Source organism: Nonomuraea sp. NPDC059023 (assembly GCF_042740095.1).
Taxonomy (GTDB): domain Bacteria; phylum Actinomycetota; class Actinomycetes; order Streptosporangiales; family Streptosporangiaceae; genus Nonomuraea.
Window position 1 is genome coordinate 194,731 of record NZ_JBHYIO010000010.1, and the last position, 15,827, is coordinate 210,557.

14 protein-coding genes are annotated in these 15,827 nt (G+C 71.6%); 3 read left to right on the forward strand and 11 right to left on the reverse strand.

What is annotated here, in order from left to right; translation table 11 throughout:
• Positions 1-2: 2 nt before the first annotated feature.
• The 3 genes from lanKC to ACFWYW_RS19290 all read right to left on the reverse strand — a co-directional run bounded on the left by lanKC (position 3) and on the right by ACFWYW_RS19290 (position 4,735).
• Complete coding sequence (lanKC, locus tag ACFWYW_RS19280; protein ID WP_379612171.1) at positions 3-2,489, reverse strand: class III lanthionine synthetase LanKC; 2,487 nt, start codon at positions 2,487-2,489, stop codon at positions 3-5.
• Positions 2,490-2,614: 125 nt separating this feature from the next.
• On the reverse strand, positions 2,615-3,715 hold the full coding sequence (locus ACFWYW_RS19285) for a sensor histidine kinase (RefSeq protein WP_379612172.1): 1,101 nt from the start codon (positions 3,713-3,715) through the stop codon (positions 2,615-2,617).
• Between the two features lie 147 nt (positions 3,716-3,862).
• Positions 3,863-4,735: an SDR family oxidoreductase gene (locus ACFWYW_RS19290; RefSeq protein ID WP_379612173.1), complete on the reverse strand. Its 873-nt coding sequence runs from the start codon at positions 4,733-4,735 to the stop codon at positions 3,863-3,865.
• A 183-nt stretch (positions 4,736-4,918) separates the two neighbouring features.
• Here ACFWYW_RS19290 and ACFWYW_RS19295 point away from each other — a divergent pair, with 183 nt between their 5' ends.
• On the forward strand, positions 4,919-5,968 hold the full coding sequence (locus tag ACFWYW_RS19295; protein WP_379612174.1) for a dihydrodipicolinate reductase: 1,050 nt from the start codon (positions 4,919-4,921) through the stop codon (positions 5,966-5,968).
• Between the two features lie 434 nt (positions 5,969-6,402).
• On the opposite strand, the gene ACFWYW_RS19300 is transcribed toward ACFWYW_RS19295, so the two are convergent.
• The 5 genes from ACFWYW_RS19300 to ACFWYW_RS19320 form a co-directional block, all read right to left on the reverse strand.
• Complete coding sequence (locus tag ACFWYW_RS19300) at positions 6,403-6,909, reverse strand: flavin reductase family protein (protein WP_379612176.1); 507 nt, start codon at positions 6,907-6,909, stop codon at positions 6,403-6,405.
• Positions 6,906-7,502: an NADPH-dependent FMN reductase gene (locus tag ACFWYW_RS19305; protein WP_379612177.1), complete on the reverse strand. Its 597-nt coding sequence runs from the start codon at positions 7,500-7,502 to the stop codon at positions 6,906-6,908. Before ACFWYW_RS19305 ends, ACFWYW_RS19300 begins: the two co-directional genes overlap by 4 nt.
• Positions 7,499-8,785 carry an LLM class flavin-dependent oxidoreductase gene (locus tag ACFWYW_RS19310; RefSeq protein ID WP_379612258.1) on the reverse strand — a complete coding sequence of 429 codons (1,287 nt, stop codon included), beginning with the start codon at positions 8,783-8,785 and terminating at the stop codon, positions 7,499-7,501. The genes ACFWYW_RS19305 and ACFWYW_RS19310 overlap by 4 nt, the downstream gene beginning before the upstream one ends.
• 147 nt (positions 8,786-8,932) lie before the next feature.
• Positions 8,933-9,616, reverse strand: a complete 684-nt coding sequence (locus ACFWYW_RS19315; protein WP_379612178.1) for an ABC transporter ATP-binding protein — start codon at positions 9,614-9,616, stop codon at positions 8,933-8,935.
• Positions 9,617-9,796: 180 nt separating this feature from the next.
• Complete coding sequence (locus ACFWYW_RS19320) at positions 9,797-10,861, reverse strand: MBL fold metallo-hydrolase (RefSeq protein WP_379612179.1); 1,065 nt, start codon at positions 10,859-10,861, stop codon at positions 9,797-9,799.
• Between the two features lie 115 nt (positions 10,862-10,976).
• On the opposite strand from ACFWYW_RS19320, the gene ACFWYW_RS19325 reads away from it, so the two are divergent.
• Both ACFWYW_RS19325 and ACFWYW_RS19330 read left to right on the forward strand, forming a co-directional pair.
• Complete coding sequence (locus ACFWYW_RS19325; protein WP_379612180.1) at positions 10,977-12,077, forward strand: sensor histidine kinase; 1,101 nt, start codon at positions 10,977-10,979, stop codon at positions 12,075-12,077.
• On the forward strand, positions 12,074-12,679 hold the full coding sequence (locus ACFWYW_RS19330; RefSeq protein WP_379612181.1) for a DNA-binding response regulator: 606 nt from the start codon (positions 12,074-12,076) through the stop codon (positions 12,677-12,679). The genes ACFWYW_RS19325 and ACFWYW_RS19330 overlap by 4 nt, the downstream gene beginning before the upstream one ends.
• A 5-nt stretch (positions 12,680-12,684) precedes the next feature.
• Here ACFWYW_RS19330 and ACFWYW_RS19335 read toward each other — a convergent pair whose 3' ends face one another.
• Genes ACFWYW_RS19335 through ACFWYW_RS19345 form a run of 3 tightly spaced genes read right to left on the reverse strand, consistent with a single transcriptional unit; the run spans position 12,685 to position 15,775 of the window.
• A complete protein-coding gene (locus tag ACFWYW_RS19335) occupies positions 12,685-13,968 on the reverse strand; it encodes an MFS transporter (RefSeq protein ID WP_379612182.1) in 1,284 nt (427 codons plus the stop codon).
• Positions 13,965-15,218, reverse strand: coding sequence for an MFS transporter (locus ACFWYW_RS19340; RefSeq protein WP_379612183.1), 1,254 nt, complete (start codon positions 15,216-15,218; stop codon positions 13,965-13,967). The genes ACFWYW_RS19335 and ACFWYW_RS19340 overlap by 4 nt, the downstream gene beginning before the upstream one ends.
• A complete protein-coding gene (locus tag ACFWYW_RS19345) occupies positions 15,215-15,775 on the reverse strand; it encodes an ArsR/SmtB family transcription factor (RefSeq protein ID WP_379612184.1) in 561 nt (186 codons plus the stop codon). Before ACFWYW_RS19345 ends, ACFWYW_RS19340 begins: the two co-directional genes overlap by 4 nt.
• Positions 15,776-15,827 lie beyond the last annotated feature (52 nt).

Below are 15,827 nucleotides of genomic sequence, written 5' to 3' on the forward strand. Positions count from 1 at the left end.
GTCTACACCTCCTTCCTGTGCTCGTGTCGGGCAGGTGACTCCAGGAAGGGGAGGTGAGCCCGCGGCTCCGGCACCGCCGTTGCCAGAGCGAGTAACACACCCGCACTTCCTGTAGCCAGATCCATGGACAGCCGCAGCAGCTGATCACCGGGGAAGGCCAGGCCCCCGCCGTACGGGAGGGCGTGCCAGCGCAGATCGCGCGGGCCCTTCCCGAAGGCGGCGAGGATGCCGGCGCGGCCGGTGAACAGGCCCGACTGCACGAAGAAGCCTGATCGCGCGACCAGCCGCAACTTCTCCAGCTCGGGAGCGAGCTCGGAGGAGGGCCGGTGGCGCAGGTAACGTTCGAGGACCATCGCGATGCCGGCCGACCCCTCGTCGAGGTAGGGCAGCAGCCGCCAGCCCTGGTTGACCTGGAGCGAGCCGTCCTCCGCGGTACGGCACCGCCGCAGGTCCAGGCGGAGCGCGGTCTCGGCCAGGTCGAGCAGGCCGGAGTCGCCGGTGCGCTCGTAGGCGTGGACGAAGAGCAGCGCGGGGCCGGAGAAGCCGTTCATGAGCCCGGCGTGCGGGTTCGTGCCGCCGCTGATCTCGGGCACCTCGACGTCGAGGCGGCCGGCGCACAGCTCCACGGCGCGGTTGGCCGGTTCGTCCAGGCCGAGGTGGAAGAGGTTCAGCCCGATGCCCGACAGGCCGGAGAAGAGGGACGCCTCCAGGCCTTCCCACTTCTCCCGCAGCACGATGTCGGCCACGTCGAGCGCGTCCTGGCGGTGGCCCAGCAGGTCGAGGACGTGCGCGATGCCGTGCAGCCCGTCGTACAACCCGAGGCCGGAGCCCGGCGCCGGCTTGGTCGCCCGCCGGCGCAGCCAGTCCTCGTGCACCGGCTCGCAGCCGGCTTTGACCAGCGCGTAGAGCACGCCGGCCGCGCCGTGGGCAAGTCCGAGTCCGCCGCCCGGCTTGAACTGCGCCGGGTCGCCGGGGAAGAGCCGGTCGTCGCGCTCGGGTGTCGCGCTCGCGGTGATGGCCTTGGCCAGCGCGTCGCGTACCTGCGGCCAGGGGTCGTCGCCGGGGAGCGGCGGGGGCGTCCAGGTCGCGTCGCCGGCGATCGTCTCGACCGCTTCGCCCAGGTCGGCGCCGAACGTCTCCGTCACGATCGCGCCCAGGTGACGCACCTTGCCGTGGTGGAGCGGCTGCATGATCGTGCACTGGGGCGCGAACAACGCCATCCGCAGGCACGCCAGCGCGTATTCGTCGACCTCGACGCCCTGTCGTTCCTGCGGGGCGACGAAGGCGGGGTGGGCCAGGGCGGCGCGGTCGCCGTTCTCGACGAGCGTGGCGACCTCGTAGTCGATCAGCACGACCCGGCCGTCGTCGGTGAGCAGGATGTTGTCCGGGTGCAGGTCGCCGAAGACGACCCCGCGCTCGTGCAGCGAGCGCACCGCCACGTCCACCCGGGCGAGGATCTCCAGGGCCCAGCCGGTGTATTCCTCCAGGTCGGCGGCCGTACAGGTCGCCGAGGTCAGCGGATACTTGTGGACCAGCCTGCGCTGCAGCGTGGTGGCCTCCACGAACTCCTGCACGAGGAAGTGGTGCTCGCCCAGCTCGAAGTGGTCGATGAGCGCGGGCGAGGCGTCCAGGCCGGCCAGCCGCGCCAGCATGTCGCGCTCGTGCCCGAGCCGCGCCACCGCGTCCCGGCCGGCCGCGTCGAGCCCGGCGTGCGGCCTGGCCTCCTTGAGCACGACGCGCGCGCCGGTCCGCAGGTCCGCGGCGAGGTAGACGCCGCCGCCGTTGGAGAAGTGCAGGACACTCTCCACCTTGTACGGCAGGCCGTCCAGCTTGACCGCGTTCCTGACGTCAAGGTGCGGCTGAAGGAAGTCGGGCAGGCTCGTCCAGGGCGGCACGGAGAACACCGCGTTCCGCACGTCCGGCACCAGGTTCCCCTCGCCGTCCTCGACGGCCAGGACACGCTCGCCGCTCTCGGACAGGCAGTGGCGCTCGGCGAAGCCGCCGTACCGGACGAACAGGGGGCCGTCGCCGTAGCGCAGGTCGCTCAGGATGTAGGGGCCCTTCACCCCGCGCAGCAGCTCGTTGAGCTCCTTGAGCACGAGTTCGAGCTGCGCCTCGTCACGCGGGTAGATGGTGACGAGCTTGCCGCTCGATGCGCGGGAGGCGGCCTTGGAGCCGAGCATCACCAGCACCGGCAGGCCGCGCAGAAACTTGAAGGCCACGCCGCGGGGCACGCAGTAGTCCCAGATGGCGGAGAGCGCCTTCTCGGCGTCGTCCACCCGGGCGGAGACGTGGATCTTCCATCCCTGGGCCGGCAACGGCTCCTCGTTGACCGGCGCGTAGTACATCCAGGTGTCGGTGGGGTGATGGGTCCAGCCGTCGGGCACCGGGCGGCGGGCGACGGGGAAAAGAGCGTCCGGCGACTTCCGCTCGTCCAGCACGTCATAAAAGACTGGATCCGCCAGACAATACATCTCGTACTGCTCCATCAAGCCCGCCTCCCTGGTGGGAACACCTCTAGAGAATGCGAGCTGGCGGGGCTATTCGTCTAGTTACACGAATCATCAGCAAGTAGGAAGACCACACAGCCATTTGTGATGATTTCACAGACGCATTAGTTGGGATTCCCGGGAATATATACCGACATTCTAAATCGGCCGTGGTGCATGGCCCTGGCCTCGAACCAGCCGCCGTACTCGACGACCCGCTCCCTCAGGTTCCGCAGCCCCTGGCCCGGCTGGTGACGCGGCTTCTTGGCGCCGTCGTTGAGTATCGACAGCAGCACCATGCCGCCCTCCTCCAGAACCTGGATCGAGCATTCGCGGGCGGTCGTGTGCCGCAGGATGTTGGTGACGCCCTCGCGCAGGACGTAGGTCAGCACCTGGATGGCCGACTGCGGGAGCCCGCCGCAGGCGACGTGGACATGACAGCTCAGCCCGGCCGACTCCAGCACCGAGCGGGCCGAGCTCAGCTCGGTCTCCAGGGAGTAGCTGCGGCCCAGGTGCGCCACCGAGCGCACGTCCTCGGTCACGCCGCGCACGAGCTCCAGCGCCTCGTCCAGCTCCTCGCGGCCCCGCTCGCTGTTCTTCTCCAGTTGCCGCTGCGCCAGCTCGATCCGCAGGATCAGCAGCGTCAGCCGGTGGCCCACGAGGTCGTGCAGGTCACGGGTGAGCCGGTGCCGCTCGTCCTCGACCGCGCGGCAGACCTGGTCGGTCAGTACGGCCCGCAGCGAGTGCGCCCGCACGGTCAGGCTGACCACCGCGTACTCGGCGAACCCCACCACCGGCGCCGCGAGCAGCCACGGCTGGTCGACCACGCTCAGCATCACCGGCCCGCACCCCAGCGCCACGACCACCAGCGTCCAGGACCGTTTCCGCTCGGCCACCACCAGCAACGTCCCGGTCAGCAGTACGGTGACCGGCGCCCACCCCGTCCAGTAGAGAAGCGGAGCCACCGTCAGCGCCACCTGCCCGGCCAGCGGCAGCCAGGGCGTCCTGCGCAGGCGCAACGTCGCCAGCACCGCCCAGGCGTGCAGCCCGATCACGGCCACCAGGCAGCCCAGCCACACCGCCAGCATGTCGGAGCCCGACGGCAGCACCCTGAGCACGCCGACGACGACCATCCCCACGATCCCCGGCGCCAGCGCGAAGCCGCACAGCACCAGCGGCGACAAGGCGGCGATCCCTAACGAGCGCAGCCGGGAGGGAGGCTCCATGGGTACCCTTCGCAAGCAGGCGAGTCGTGACCGTAGCTGCCGCGATTATTTCTTCCTCGAATCACCGGCTTCTAACGGAACATCCTTCCGCCCCGGGACATGGAAAGCGGGCCCCCGCCGGGGAGGCCCGCTGCGGATCTTCGCTTCTCAGAGCATGGCCTTCATGGAGTCGCCCGCCGTCAGCACGTACGGCTGCTCCGTCATCACCGCCGCCCAGTTGTCGGCGATCGCCTCCGGCGAGAGGTCGTCGGACTTCCAGCCGGGCCCCTCGGCCACGAACACGCGCGCCACCCGGCCGCCGCCCACGCTGAACACCTCGCCCGACGCCTCACACGAGTCGTGCGCCAGGTAGGCGACCAGCGCGCTCACCCGCTCCGGCGTGAACTTCGCCTCGAACTCGGCCGGCAGCAGCGCCTCGGTCATCCGGGTCCAGGCGATCGGGGCGATGGCGTTGGCCTTGATGCCGTTGCGCGCGCCCTCGATCCCGAGCGTCTTGGTCAGGCCGACCAGGCCCATCTTCGCGGTGGAGTAGTTGGCCTGCCCGAAGTTGCCGAACAGCCCGGCGGGCGAGGAGGTGTTGACGATCCGGCCGTATCCGGCCTCCTTCATATGGGGGTACGCCGCCTGGCTGACCAGGTAGGAGCCGCGTACGTGCACGGCCAGCACGCCGTCGAACTCCTCCACCGTCATCTTCCCGAACGACTTGTCGCGCAGGATGCCCGCGTTGTTGATGACGACGTCCACGCCGCCGAACGCCTCGACCGCCGTGCGCACGATCGCCTGGGCGCCCTCCGGCGTGGCCACGTTGTCGGTGCTGGCGACGGCCTGCCCGCCGTTCTTCTGGATGAGCTCGACCACGTCCGCGGCGGGCCCGGTCGAGGCCCCGGTGCCGTCCAGTGCCCCGCCGAGGTCGTTGACCACCACCTTCGCGCCCCGCTCCGCCAGCAGCAGCGCGTGTGACCTGCCCAGACCGTGTCCGGCCCCCGTGATGATCGCGACCCTGTCATCGAACCGAAGCATCGAACCTCCACCTCGTCGACCTCGGTTAAAGAGAACAACATTCTAGTACCCGCCCCCTCCTTCCGGAGAAGAGGTGTTGGTGATCACGAAGGGCTGATCGTCGCGGATAGTGATCAGACAGGTCTTTTTCTGCTAGAGTTCTGGGCTCTGCGCCCACCCTCCAATCCGGCTTGGAGGCTCTCCATGCCCGCAATCCGCGTGGTCCAATGGGCCACCGGCGCTGTTGGTCGCTACGCGCTGCGCAGCGTGCTCAGCAGACCAGAGTTAGAGCTGGCGGGTGTGCTCGTCTACGACCCCGACAAGACCGGCAAGGATGCCGGAGACCTCGTGGCGCTCCCCCGCACCGGCGTCACCTGCACCGACGACATCGAACGCATCCTGGCCACCGACGCCGACTGCGTCCTGCACATGCCGCTGCCCGCCTCGTACTTCGGCGCCGACCAGGCCGCCGACCTGGAGACGATCTGCGCCCTGCTGGCCTCCGGCAAGAACGTCATCACCACGACCGGCTTCGTCTACCCCAAGTCCTACGGCCCCGGCGTCGTCCAGCGCATCGAGAGCGCCTGCGCCGAAGGCGGCACCTCGCTCCACGGCACCGGCGTGAACCCGGGCTTCATGAGCGACTTCCTGCCCCTGGCGCTGAGCGGCCTCTCCTCCAGGGTCGACCACATCTACGTGCGCGAGTCGTCCGACTTCCGCGGTCACCCGTCCCGGCAGATCGTCGTCGACCTGGTCGGGTTCACGCGATCGGCCAAGGACTACATCGCGGCGGTCCGGCCGTACCGGGCCTTCCAGCGTTCGCTGTTCGCCGAGAGCGCCCAGCTCGTGGCCGACGCGCTCGGGGTCCAGCTGGACGAGGTGGAGGAGAGCGACGAGTTCGAGCTGGCGACGGAGGAGTTCGAGATCGCCGCCGGGCTGGTGCGCGAGGGCACCGTCTGCGCCTCGCGCTGGGTCTTCAGCGGTCTGGTACGCGGGCGGCCCTTCATGACCATCGAAGTGGTCTACAAGGCCGACGCCGCCAAGGTACGCCGCTGGCCCGATCCCGGGTTCTCGATCCACATCGAGGGGGTGCCGCAGATGACGGTGTCGGTGGAGGAGGTCTCCCACGGCCTGGCCGCTGCCGCCTCCCACGCCGTCAACTCCATCCCCGCCGTGGTGTCCGCCGAGCCCGGCATCCGCACCCTCCTCGACCTCCCCCTCCCCACCGCCCGCGGCCTCGCCCGCCTCGCCTGACCTTCCCTCCCCCACCCGTCTCCCCACCCCACCCCCCGGACCTCTGACCCACCCGGACCTCCGGCCCCACCTGGTCCCCTGAGCCGCTCACCCCCCGATGCTCTGGCCCACCCGAGGCCCCGGGCCGTTCGGGATCTGGCCGCGCGGGTCCCGAGGTTGCCTGGTCCGTGCGACCCATCCCCTGGGCGGCCATCCCCCGGGCGGCGCAGACCTGGGTGCCTCCCAGACCCAGCTCTGCGCCGCCCTCTCGCCCGGGTCCATGCCCCGGCTCGGGGTTCCTCAGGCCCGGCGCTGTCCGGGTCCCGGGGCGGCCGGGTCCGAAAGGCCGTCCGAGCCCGGACAGCCCCGGGTCTGAGGTGGTGAAGTGCTGAGGGGGCCGGGCCGCCAGCCTTCGTCCGGCCCCCTCAGCCCGCCCGGCCCTCGGGCGGAGTCCCTCAGTGCGGGAGGAAACGGCCGTAGCGGCCGCGGTGGTACAGGAGGGGCCGGTTGCCCCCGGCCGCACACTCCACCACCAACCCCACCACCAGCGTGTGGTCGCCGATGTCCACGGTCGTGTGCGGCACGCAGATCAGGTGGGCGGCCACGTCGTCCAGCAGCGGCGTCTCGAAGGGCCCGGGGTGCCAGCGGGTCGGCCCGGCGAAGCGGTCGATGCCGCGGCGGGCGAAGCGGGTGGCCAGGTCGTGCTGGTTGCCGGCCAGGACGTTGACGGCGAAGTGGTCGGCCAGCCGTAGCCACGGCCAGGTGGTGGAGGAACGGTCGACGTAGAAGGAGACCAGCGGCGGTTCGAGGCTGACGGAGGAGAACGACGTCGCGGTCAGGCCGACAGGGACGCCCTCCGGGCGGGCGGTGACGATCACGACACCCGCCGCGTGCTGGGCCAGCGCGGTACGGAACCCGTCGGCGTCCACGCCATAGCCGTGCTCGTACGCGTGGGCCGTCATCTGAGCGCCTCTTCCCTCGTCACGATCTGCGGGCCCACCCGGCCGGCCCAGCGCGCGATGACGTCCTCGCCGGGCAGTTCGGACTCCAGGAGGGCGAGCCCGGGGGTGGGCACGTGCGCGCCCAGTTCGACCAGGAGCGGCCGGAAGTGGGTCTCGACCGCCAGCGCGTGCCGCGGGTCGCCCATGACGAGGACGGGCAGCGCGGTCTTGCCGGCCAGCGCGTCCGGCGGGAACCGGTCGACGAACGCCTTGAGCAGTCCGGTGTAGGTGGCCTTGTAGGTCGGGCTGGCGAAGACGACGACGGAGGCGGAGGCCACGAGTTCGAGCGCGACCTCCAGCGCCGCGTGCGGGCCCGGGTCCAGGATCACGGGCGCCAGCGCCGAAAGGTCCACCACCTCAGCCTGGTGCCCGCCCCCACCGCCAAACCCCGAAGCACCGCCGAACTCCGAAGCACCGCCGGGGAAACCCGGAGTCTCGTCGCCGAATCCGGTGTGCCCGCGCAACCGGTCCGCGATCGCGGTGGCGGCCGCCACCGCCGCGCCGTACGTCCTGGAACCGGCCCTTGGGTTGCCGACGACCGTCACGATGCTCATGAGACCTCCGCCAGGGACAGGCCGTAGCGCTCGCGCAGCGTGCGCCCGTCGTATTCGGTACGGAACAACCCGCGCACCTGCAACTCGGGCACGACCAGGTCGACGAAGTCGGCCAGCCCGGCGGGCAGGTAAGGGGGCATGATGTTGAAGCCGTCGGCGGCGCCGTTCTGGTACCACTCCTGGAGCTGGTCGGCGATCTGCTCGGGGGTGCCGACGACGACCCGGTGACCGCGTCCTCCGGCCAGGCGGCTGATGATGCCGCGCAGTGTGAGCCCCTCCCGGTCGGCGAGGTCGCGCACGAGCTTGATGCGGCTCTGCTGGCCGTCGGGGTTGGGCGGCAGTTCCGGCAGCGGTCCGTCGAGGGGGTGGCCGGTCAGGTCGGCGCCGAAGATGTTGGAGAGCTGGCGCAGGCCGTAGGCGGGAGTGATGAGGTCTTCGAGCTCCTTCTCCCGCTGCAGCGCCTCGCGCTCGGTCGAGCCGATGACGGGCGCGATGCCGGGAAGGATCTTCAGCTGGTACGGCGTGCGCCCGTAGGCGGGCAGCCGCCCCTTCAGGTCCGCGTAGAACTCCTGGGCGTCCTCCAAGGTCTGCTGGGCGGTGAAGACGGCTTCGGCGAACCTGGCGGCGAACTCCTTGCCGTCCTCCGACGAGCCCGCCTGCACCAGCAGCGGCCGTCCCTGGGGCGAGGGCTGGACGTTCAGCGGCCCTTGGACGGTGAAGTGCGTTCCGGCATGATTAATCGGCCCAATGCTTGATTTATCGGCGTAAATCCCGTTGACCCGGTCATTGATCACGGCGCCCTCGGCCCAGCTGCTCCACAGGGCGTCGGCCACCTCCAGGAACTCCTCCGCCCGGTGGTACCGCACGCTGTGCGCGGGCCGCTCGACGCCGAAGTTCCTGGCCTCGGCCTCCCCCGCGGAGGTCACGATGTTCCAACCGGCCCGGCCGCCGCTGATGTGGTCGAGCGAGGCGAACTTGCGCGCCACGTGGAACGGCTCGTTGTACGTCGTGGACACGGTCGCGATCAACCCGATGTGCTCGGTCACCGTGGCCAGCGCGGACAGCAGGGTCAGCGGCTCCAGCCCGCCGAGCGCGTTGTGCCGCACGTCGCCCCACAACGCCAGCCCGTCGGCCAGGAACAGCGAGTCGAGCTTGCCGCGTTCGGCGATCCTGGCCAGTTCCTCGTAGTGGCGGATGTCGGTGATGCGGCCGGGGTCGGTCAGCGGGTGCCGCCAGGCGGCCTCGTGATGGCCGACGCCCATGAGAAAGGCGTTCAGATGCATGCTCAAGGGGTCCTCCACGTGGTGCTCGCGCCGGCGTTCGCCGCTTCCGCCGCCCCGAGCGCGGCGGAAGCGGGGACGCCGGGCGCGATGGGGCCGTCGTCGTCGTCGAGAGCAGAGGTGGCGAGGCCGGGGGCGACCGGCGACGGCCTAGGCAAGGGAGCCCGCCCCCTCGCGGAGGGGCTCCGTGTCGTGAAGGGACAGGACGCGGCCCGGCGAGGAGGTCAGGATGGCGACCCGCCGGCCCAGGTAGGCGGCCTCGTCCAGCGACCGGGTGGCGAAGACGATGGTCTTGCCGGTCTTCTCCCAGACCGACAGCAGATCCTCGCGCAGCGAGGAACGAGTCCGGGTGTCGAGCGCCGCGAACGGCTCGTCCATGAGCAGCACGCCGGGGTCGTAGGCGAGGCTTCTGGCGATGGCCACGCGCCGGCGGGTGCCGGCGGTCAGTTCGTGCGGGTAGCGGTCGTCGAGGGCGCCGAGCCCGACCAGGCCGAGGTAGTGACGCGCCAGACCGGCCCGCTCGCCGCGCGGCACGGCCGTGGCCTCCAGCCCGAACTCCACGTTGCCCAGCGCGGTGCGCCAGGGGAACAGCGCGTGCTGCTGGAGCACGACGCCGCGGTCGAACCCGCTTCCGGTCACCGGCGCGCCGTCGAGGAGGATCTCGCCGGCGCTCGGCTTGAGCAGGCCGCTGATCAGGTCGAGGAGGGTCGACTTGCCGCATCCGCCGGGGCCGGCGATGGTCAGGAACTCGCCCTGCCGTACGTCAAAGGTGATGTCCGACAGGACGGTGAGAGAGCCGAAGTGCTTGGTCACATGGTTGATCTGGATCTTCATCGAGCGCCCTCCCGAGGCGATCGAGGGTCAGGGAGCGAAAGATCGTGATCACTGACACTGGGCGCTGACGACGCGGCAGAAGTCGACATGCGCGCGCCGGGTCAAATCCGGGCTCATGTCCACGACGCTACGCGGGAGATTCCGCGTAGTCAACATTCCCTACTTGATATACATGAAATATCAGGCGGGCACCCAGAGATCCACGTCACCCGCGATACGGCGCAGCCGCCCGCGCGCCTCCAGCCACACCAGGTGCGCCAGCGTCTCGTTGTTGGCCGAGCGGCGCATGAACGGCGGGATCGTCTCCCACGGGCGCGACCACGTGAGCCGCGTGGCGATGTCCCAGCAGGAGATCCCCGAGGCCACGTCGGCGGCCACGGCCTCGATCTCGGCCAGCCGCTCCTCGTGGTGGAGCATGACGTGGTCCACGCGCTCGGCCAGTTCGAGGAAGCGGTACTCGTGGGCGGGCAGCACCTCGTCCACGTCCCACTTGCGCACGGCGGCCAGCGAGTCGAGGTAGTCGGCCAGCGGGTTCGGCCCCGACTGCGGGTGCACGGCGACGATCGGGGTGATCTTGGCCAGCACGTGGTCGCCGGAGAACAGGATCCGGCGTTCGGGCGAGACGAAGCACAGGTGACCGGGCGAGTGTCCGGGCGTCCAGATCGCCCGCAGGTCCCAGCCGGGCAGGCCGAGTGCCTCGCCGTCCTCCACCAGGCGGTCGGGCTTGGCCATGGAGACCATGTGCCTGATCATCATCGAGGCTCCGGCCAGCTCGTCGAGGGTCAGCCGGGGCACGCCGGAGCGTACGAGGAGGCGGCGTTCCTTCTCCACCAGCGCGTCGATGGCGCCGTCGTCGTAGCGGTCGTGCAGGAGGTTCGCGTCGGCCGGGTGCAGGGCGATCCAGGCGCCGCTGCTCTCGCGCACGCGGCCGGCCAGGCCGTAGTGGTCGGGGTGGATGTGGGTGACCAGCACGCCCTTGACGTCGGTGATCGAGTAGCCCGCCACCGACAGCCCGTCGCAGAGCGCCTGGTAGGCCTCGTCGGTGTTCCAGCCCGCGTCGACGATCACCACCCCGCCGGGCAGCTCCAACGCGTAGACCAGCACGTACCGCAAGGGATTGATCGGGATCGGCACCGGGATCGACCACAATCCCGGCCGGACCCGCTCGACCTCCGGCATCGCCACTCTGCTCTGCCAGGCGGCACGCTGTTCCTCGCTGGCGGGTGTCACCACAAACTTAGCCATTCACCCATTGTTACAGAATCATATTCTAATGGCGGCATCATGCGCTCCGCATCTGCCCTTTGTGCGCACCCGGCCCGACCGTTGAAGCATGCCAACCGCGCCTAGAATCACGCCCGTGCACGTACGCCTGCGCCGCGCGCGACTCGCCACCCTGGCGACGCTCAGCATGGCGGTGATGTCCAGCCTGATACTGCCGGGCATCGGGGTGTTCAGAGAGCCCGATCCGGTCCGCGCGGTGCTCGGCGCCACGGGCACACTGCTCTTCGCCGCCGCGCAGGCCGCCCTGCTGTACGCGACCGTCACGCCCGACATCTCCAGGAACATCCAGCACCGGCTCGCCCAGGCCTTCGGCGTGACCGCTCTGGCCTCCGTCCCGCTGGTCGGGCCGCTCGCCGCCGCGCAGGAAGCGGGCCGGTGGGAGTCGTGGGCCTGGATCGGCGCCTCGATCCTGGCGACCGCGCCGGTGCTCGGCCGCCGGCCGGTCGTCGTCACCACCGTCGCCGCGACGCTCGCCGCCGCCGCGCTGCTGGCCTGGTGGCACGGCGACATCGGCTACTTCACGATCACGGTCGCGGTCGGGCTCTGCCTCGTGGCCGTCAGCGGCCTGCACCTGTGGCTCTGGACGCTGCTCGTCGAGGCCGACGACGGCAGGAAGGCCCAGGTCAAGCTGGCCGCCGCCGAGGAACGCCTGCGCTTCGCCCGCGACGTGCACGACCTTCTGGGGCACGACCTGTCGGTCATCGCGCTCAAGGCGGAGCTGGCCGAGCGCGATCCGGGCCGCGCCGCCGAGGAGGCCGCCGACCTGCGCAGGCTGGCCGCCGCGGCGCTGAGTGACCTGCGGCGGGCCGTACACGGGTATCGGGAGGTCGATCTGCGCGCGCAGATCACCGCGATCGAGCAGGTGCTCCGCTCCTCGGGCGTGCGCTGCACCGCGACCCTGCCCGCACAGGACCTCCCGCAGGACGTCGCGGCCCGCCTCGCGCCCGTCGTGCGCGAGGCCGGCACGAACGTGCTGCGCCACAGCAAGGCCACCTGGTGCACCATCGAGGTCGGCCCCGACGGCGTCACCGTGGCCAACGACGGCGCCGCCGAGCGCCCGGCCGACCCCCATTCGTCCGGTCTGCGGGGCCTGGCCGACCGGCTGGCCGAGTCCGGCGGCACACTCCGCACCCGCCTCGAAGGCGGCGTGTTCACCCTGGAGGCGACCCTCAGGTGATCAAGGTCCTGCTCGCCGACGACGAGGAGCTCATCCGCACGGCGCTGGCCGCGCTGCTGGGGCTGGAGCCCGACCTGGAGGTGGTCGCGCAGGCCGCCGACGGCCGCGCCGCCGTCCAGGCCGCGCTGTCCCACCGCCCCGACGTGGCCGTGGTCGACCTGGAGATGCCCGCCCTCGGCGGGCTGGAGGTCAGTGCCGAGCTGGCCGCCGTGCTGCCGTCCTGCCGCGTGATCATCCTCACCGGGTACGGCAGGCCGCCCCTCCTCAAGCGCGCCCTCGACGCCGGAGCCAGCGGCTTCCTGCCCAAGGGCGCACCCGGCGGCGCGCTGGCCGACGTCATCAGGCGCGTCCACGGCGGCGCCCGCTACGTGGACCCCGAGCTGGCGGCCGACGCCCTGACCGCCCCGGAGTGCCCGCTCACCCCGCGCGAACTGGACGTGCTGCGCCTGGCCGAACTGGACACGCCGGTCGCGGTGATCGCCCGCCGTACGCACCTGTCCAACGGCACCGTCCGCAACTACCTGGCCGCCGCCGTCACCAAGCTCGGCACCGCCACCCGCGCCGAGGCCTACCAGCTGGCCAAGCGGCACGGGTGGCTGTAACCGGCTCACGCCGCCGCCTGCTCCTTGATCGGCAGGCGGAAGAACAGCAGGCTCGACAGCAGCACCACCGCCGCCACCAGCCACCAGGCCGCCGACGTCCCCAGGCCCATGGCCAGCGGCGCCAGCGTCAGGTTGGCCAGCGCGGCCCCGCCGGACCCGGCCAGCGACGCCGCCGAGGCCATCGTGGCCCGCTCCGTGGCGGTGACCCGGTGATGGCCGAGCTCCGCCCGCAGAACGCCATAGGCGCCCAGCCCGACGAAGAGCACCGCGTACGGCAGCCCCGCCAGCACCACGGAGCCCACCCCGGACGCGCCGCCGAGCAGGACCGACAGGGCCAGGCCCGCCAGCGAGAGCCCCGACAGCACCAGCCCGGCGACCGCCCCGCGCACCGAACCCCTGATACCGGGGGCTTCCCGCCCGGCCAGTCTTCTCGCGAGCGCCGGAGCCAGGCCGCTGCCGAGCGCGCCGCCCGCGAACCCCACCGCCGCCACGACCGCGTAGGCGGTGGCCCCGAGCTCGGCCGAGCCGGTGAGCGCGGCCAGATGACCGGGCACCAGCAGTTCGACGCAGGTCAGTGCCATCCCCACCACCGCCGACAGCAGTACGAGCCGCCGCAGTACCCCGTCGCGGACCGCCACGCGCACCCCCGAGGCCACGGTGCGCGGCACGCCGCGCAACACCTCGCCCATCGGCACCCGGGGATGGGGCGGCTCCGGCAGCGCCACCAGCACGACACCCAGCCACACCAGCGCGGCCACGGCCCCAGCCAGCGGCGGGACGGCCAGCGCGGGCAGGCCCAGCGGCAGGTCCAGGAGCGGCACGAAGCCGCCGGCCAGCACGCCGACGCCCAGGGCGACGTCCTCCAGCACGTGACCGCGCGCCAGCCCCGGACGCAGATCCGCCTCGGGCCCCTCGATCGCGTGCAGGGTGTCGACGTACCAGGCCTCAGCCGGCCCGCTGGACAACGCCCTGGACACCCCGAGGACCCCGCAGGCCAGCACGAACGCCCAGAACGAGTCGGCCAGCACCAGCAAACCCAGCGACAGGGCGGTGCAGGCCGCGGCGACCGCGAGCACCGCCCGCCGCCCCACCACGTCGGCGAGCCCGCCGGTCGGCAGCTCAAGCACGGCGATGACCAGCGAGTACACGGTCATGACCACGCCCACCTGCACGATCGTCAGCCCCCGGTCGAGCATGAGCAGGACCAGCGGGGCGATCATCAGCCCGGCGGGCAGCCAGGTCAGGAAGCTGACCAGCGCGTACCGGCGGGCGGCGGAGGTCGCGTTCACACGGCCTCCCTCACGCGCTCCGGCAGCCGGACGAACAGCAGGCTCGACAGCAGCAGCACGAAGGCCACCAGGCCCCAGGCCGGGGCCACTCCCGCGCCGGCGGCGAGCAGGCCGAGCGCCATGTTGGACAGCGCGCCGCCGGCCTGCAGCGACAGGGAGCCGATCGAGGTGACGGTGGTGCGTTCGGCAGCGGTGACCGCGTTGTGCGTCATGGTCTGGGCCAGCAGGCCGGTGGCGCTGATCCCGGTGAACATCAGCACGTAGGCGATGCCGGCGCTCACCAGGCCCGGTGGCCCGTCCAGGCCGGCGGTGGCGGCCAGCGCGCCGAGTGACAGCGCCGCGAGCACGACGCCGGCGCTCGCGCCCCTGGCGTTGCCGCCGGCGAGCCTGGCCAGCGCCGGTCCGAGCGACGAGCCCGCCGCGCTGCCCGCGAAGCCGACGGCGGCCACGAGGGCATAGGCGGTGGTGCCGCGCTCCGCCGTACCGGCGAGGTCGGCCAGGCGTCCCGGGGTCAGCAGCTCGACGGCGGTGAGGGCGACGCCGTTGGCGACCGCGTAGAGCATGAGGCGGCGCAGCTGCGGGCCGCCGGTGGCCAGCCGCAGCCCGGCGGCCACGGTGAGCGGCACCTCGCGCAGCACGCCGCCGATCGAGCGGCGCGCGTGCGGCGGTTCCGGCAGGGCGAGCAGGACCACAACGAGGAGTACGGCGGCGGCCAGCGCGCTGGCCAGCGCCGGCGCGGCGAGCGGAACGATGGGCGCGCCCGGCGGCACGGCCAGCGGCAGGACACCGCCGGTCAGCATGCCCGCGCACAGGGCGACGGAGCCCATCGCGCTGCCCCTGGCCAGTCCCGGGCGCAGGTCGGCGGCGGGGCCCTGGGCGGCGTGGAGGGTGTCGACGTACCAGGCCTCAGCGGGGCCGCTGGAGAGCGCTCTGGCCACGCCCTTGAGCACGGCGGCGGCCAGGAACACTCCCAGGGTGGTGGCGAAGGCCAGCGTCACCATCGCGAGCACGCTGACGGCGGCCGAGGCGGCCAGGACCGTGCGCCGGCCGATCACGTCCGACAGGCCGCCGGTCGGCAGCTCCAGCGCGATCGTCACGACCGAGAAGACGGTCACGGTCAGGCCGACCTGCGGCAGGCTGAGCCCGCGCTCGGTCATCAGCAGCACCATCGGGGCCATCATCAGTCCGGGCGGCAGCCAGGTGAGGAAGCTGACGAGGGCGTAGCGGCGGCGCGCGCTCAAGGGAGTCACGCGTCCAGTTCCCTTCTGGGGTATCCGGCGAGGAACACGTGCGCCTGCACGGTCTCGGGGTCGTCGGCGTAGCGCTCTTCCAGCTCGGTGATCAGGGCGTCGGCGCGCTCGAAGAACTCGCGCAGGCCGGCGGGCGGCAGCTTGGCCAGGATGTCGGTCATGCCGCCGGCCTCGACCCACGCGGTGGACCAGTCGTTCTCGTCGAAGCGCTCGATGGCGTGGACGAGCGCCTCCACCTGGCGCATCTTCATGATCCTCAGGGCCTCGCGGCCCTGGGGCGTGGCGCCCATCTGGACGTTGTCCCAGCTCGTGTAGTGGTGGCGGGCGCGCCAGCGGCGTTCTCTGCCGTCCGCCGAGGGGTCCTCCTCGATGAAGCCGTACTTGGCCAGCTCGCGCAGGTGGTAGCTGGTCGAGCCCGAGCTCTCGCCGACCCGCCTGGCCAGCTGGCTGGCGGTCGCGGGGCCGTCCGCGCGCAGCATGCCGAGCATCCGCACGCGCAGCGGGTGCGCGACCGCCTTGAGCACTTCGGGATCGGTGATCCGGTATCCCTCTTCCATACCTTGACGGTAAGCCGCAAAGACAATTTTGCAAAGTGATTTTTGCGAATTG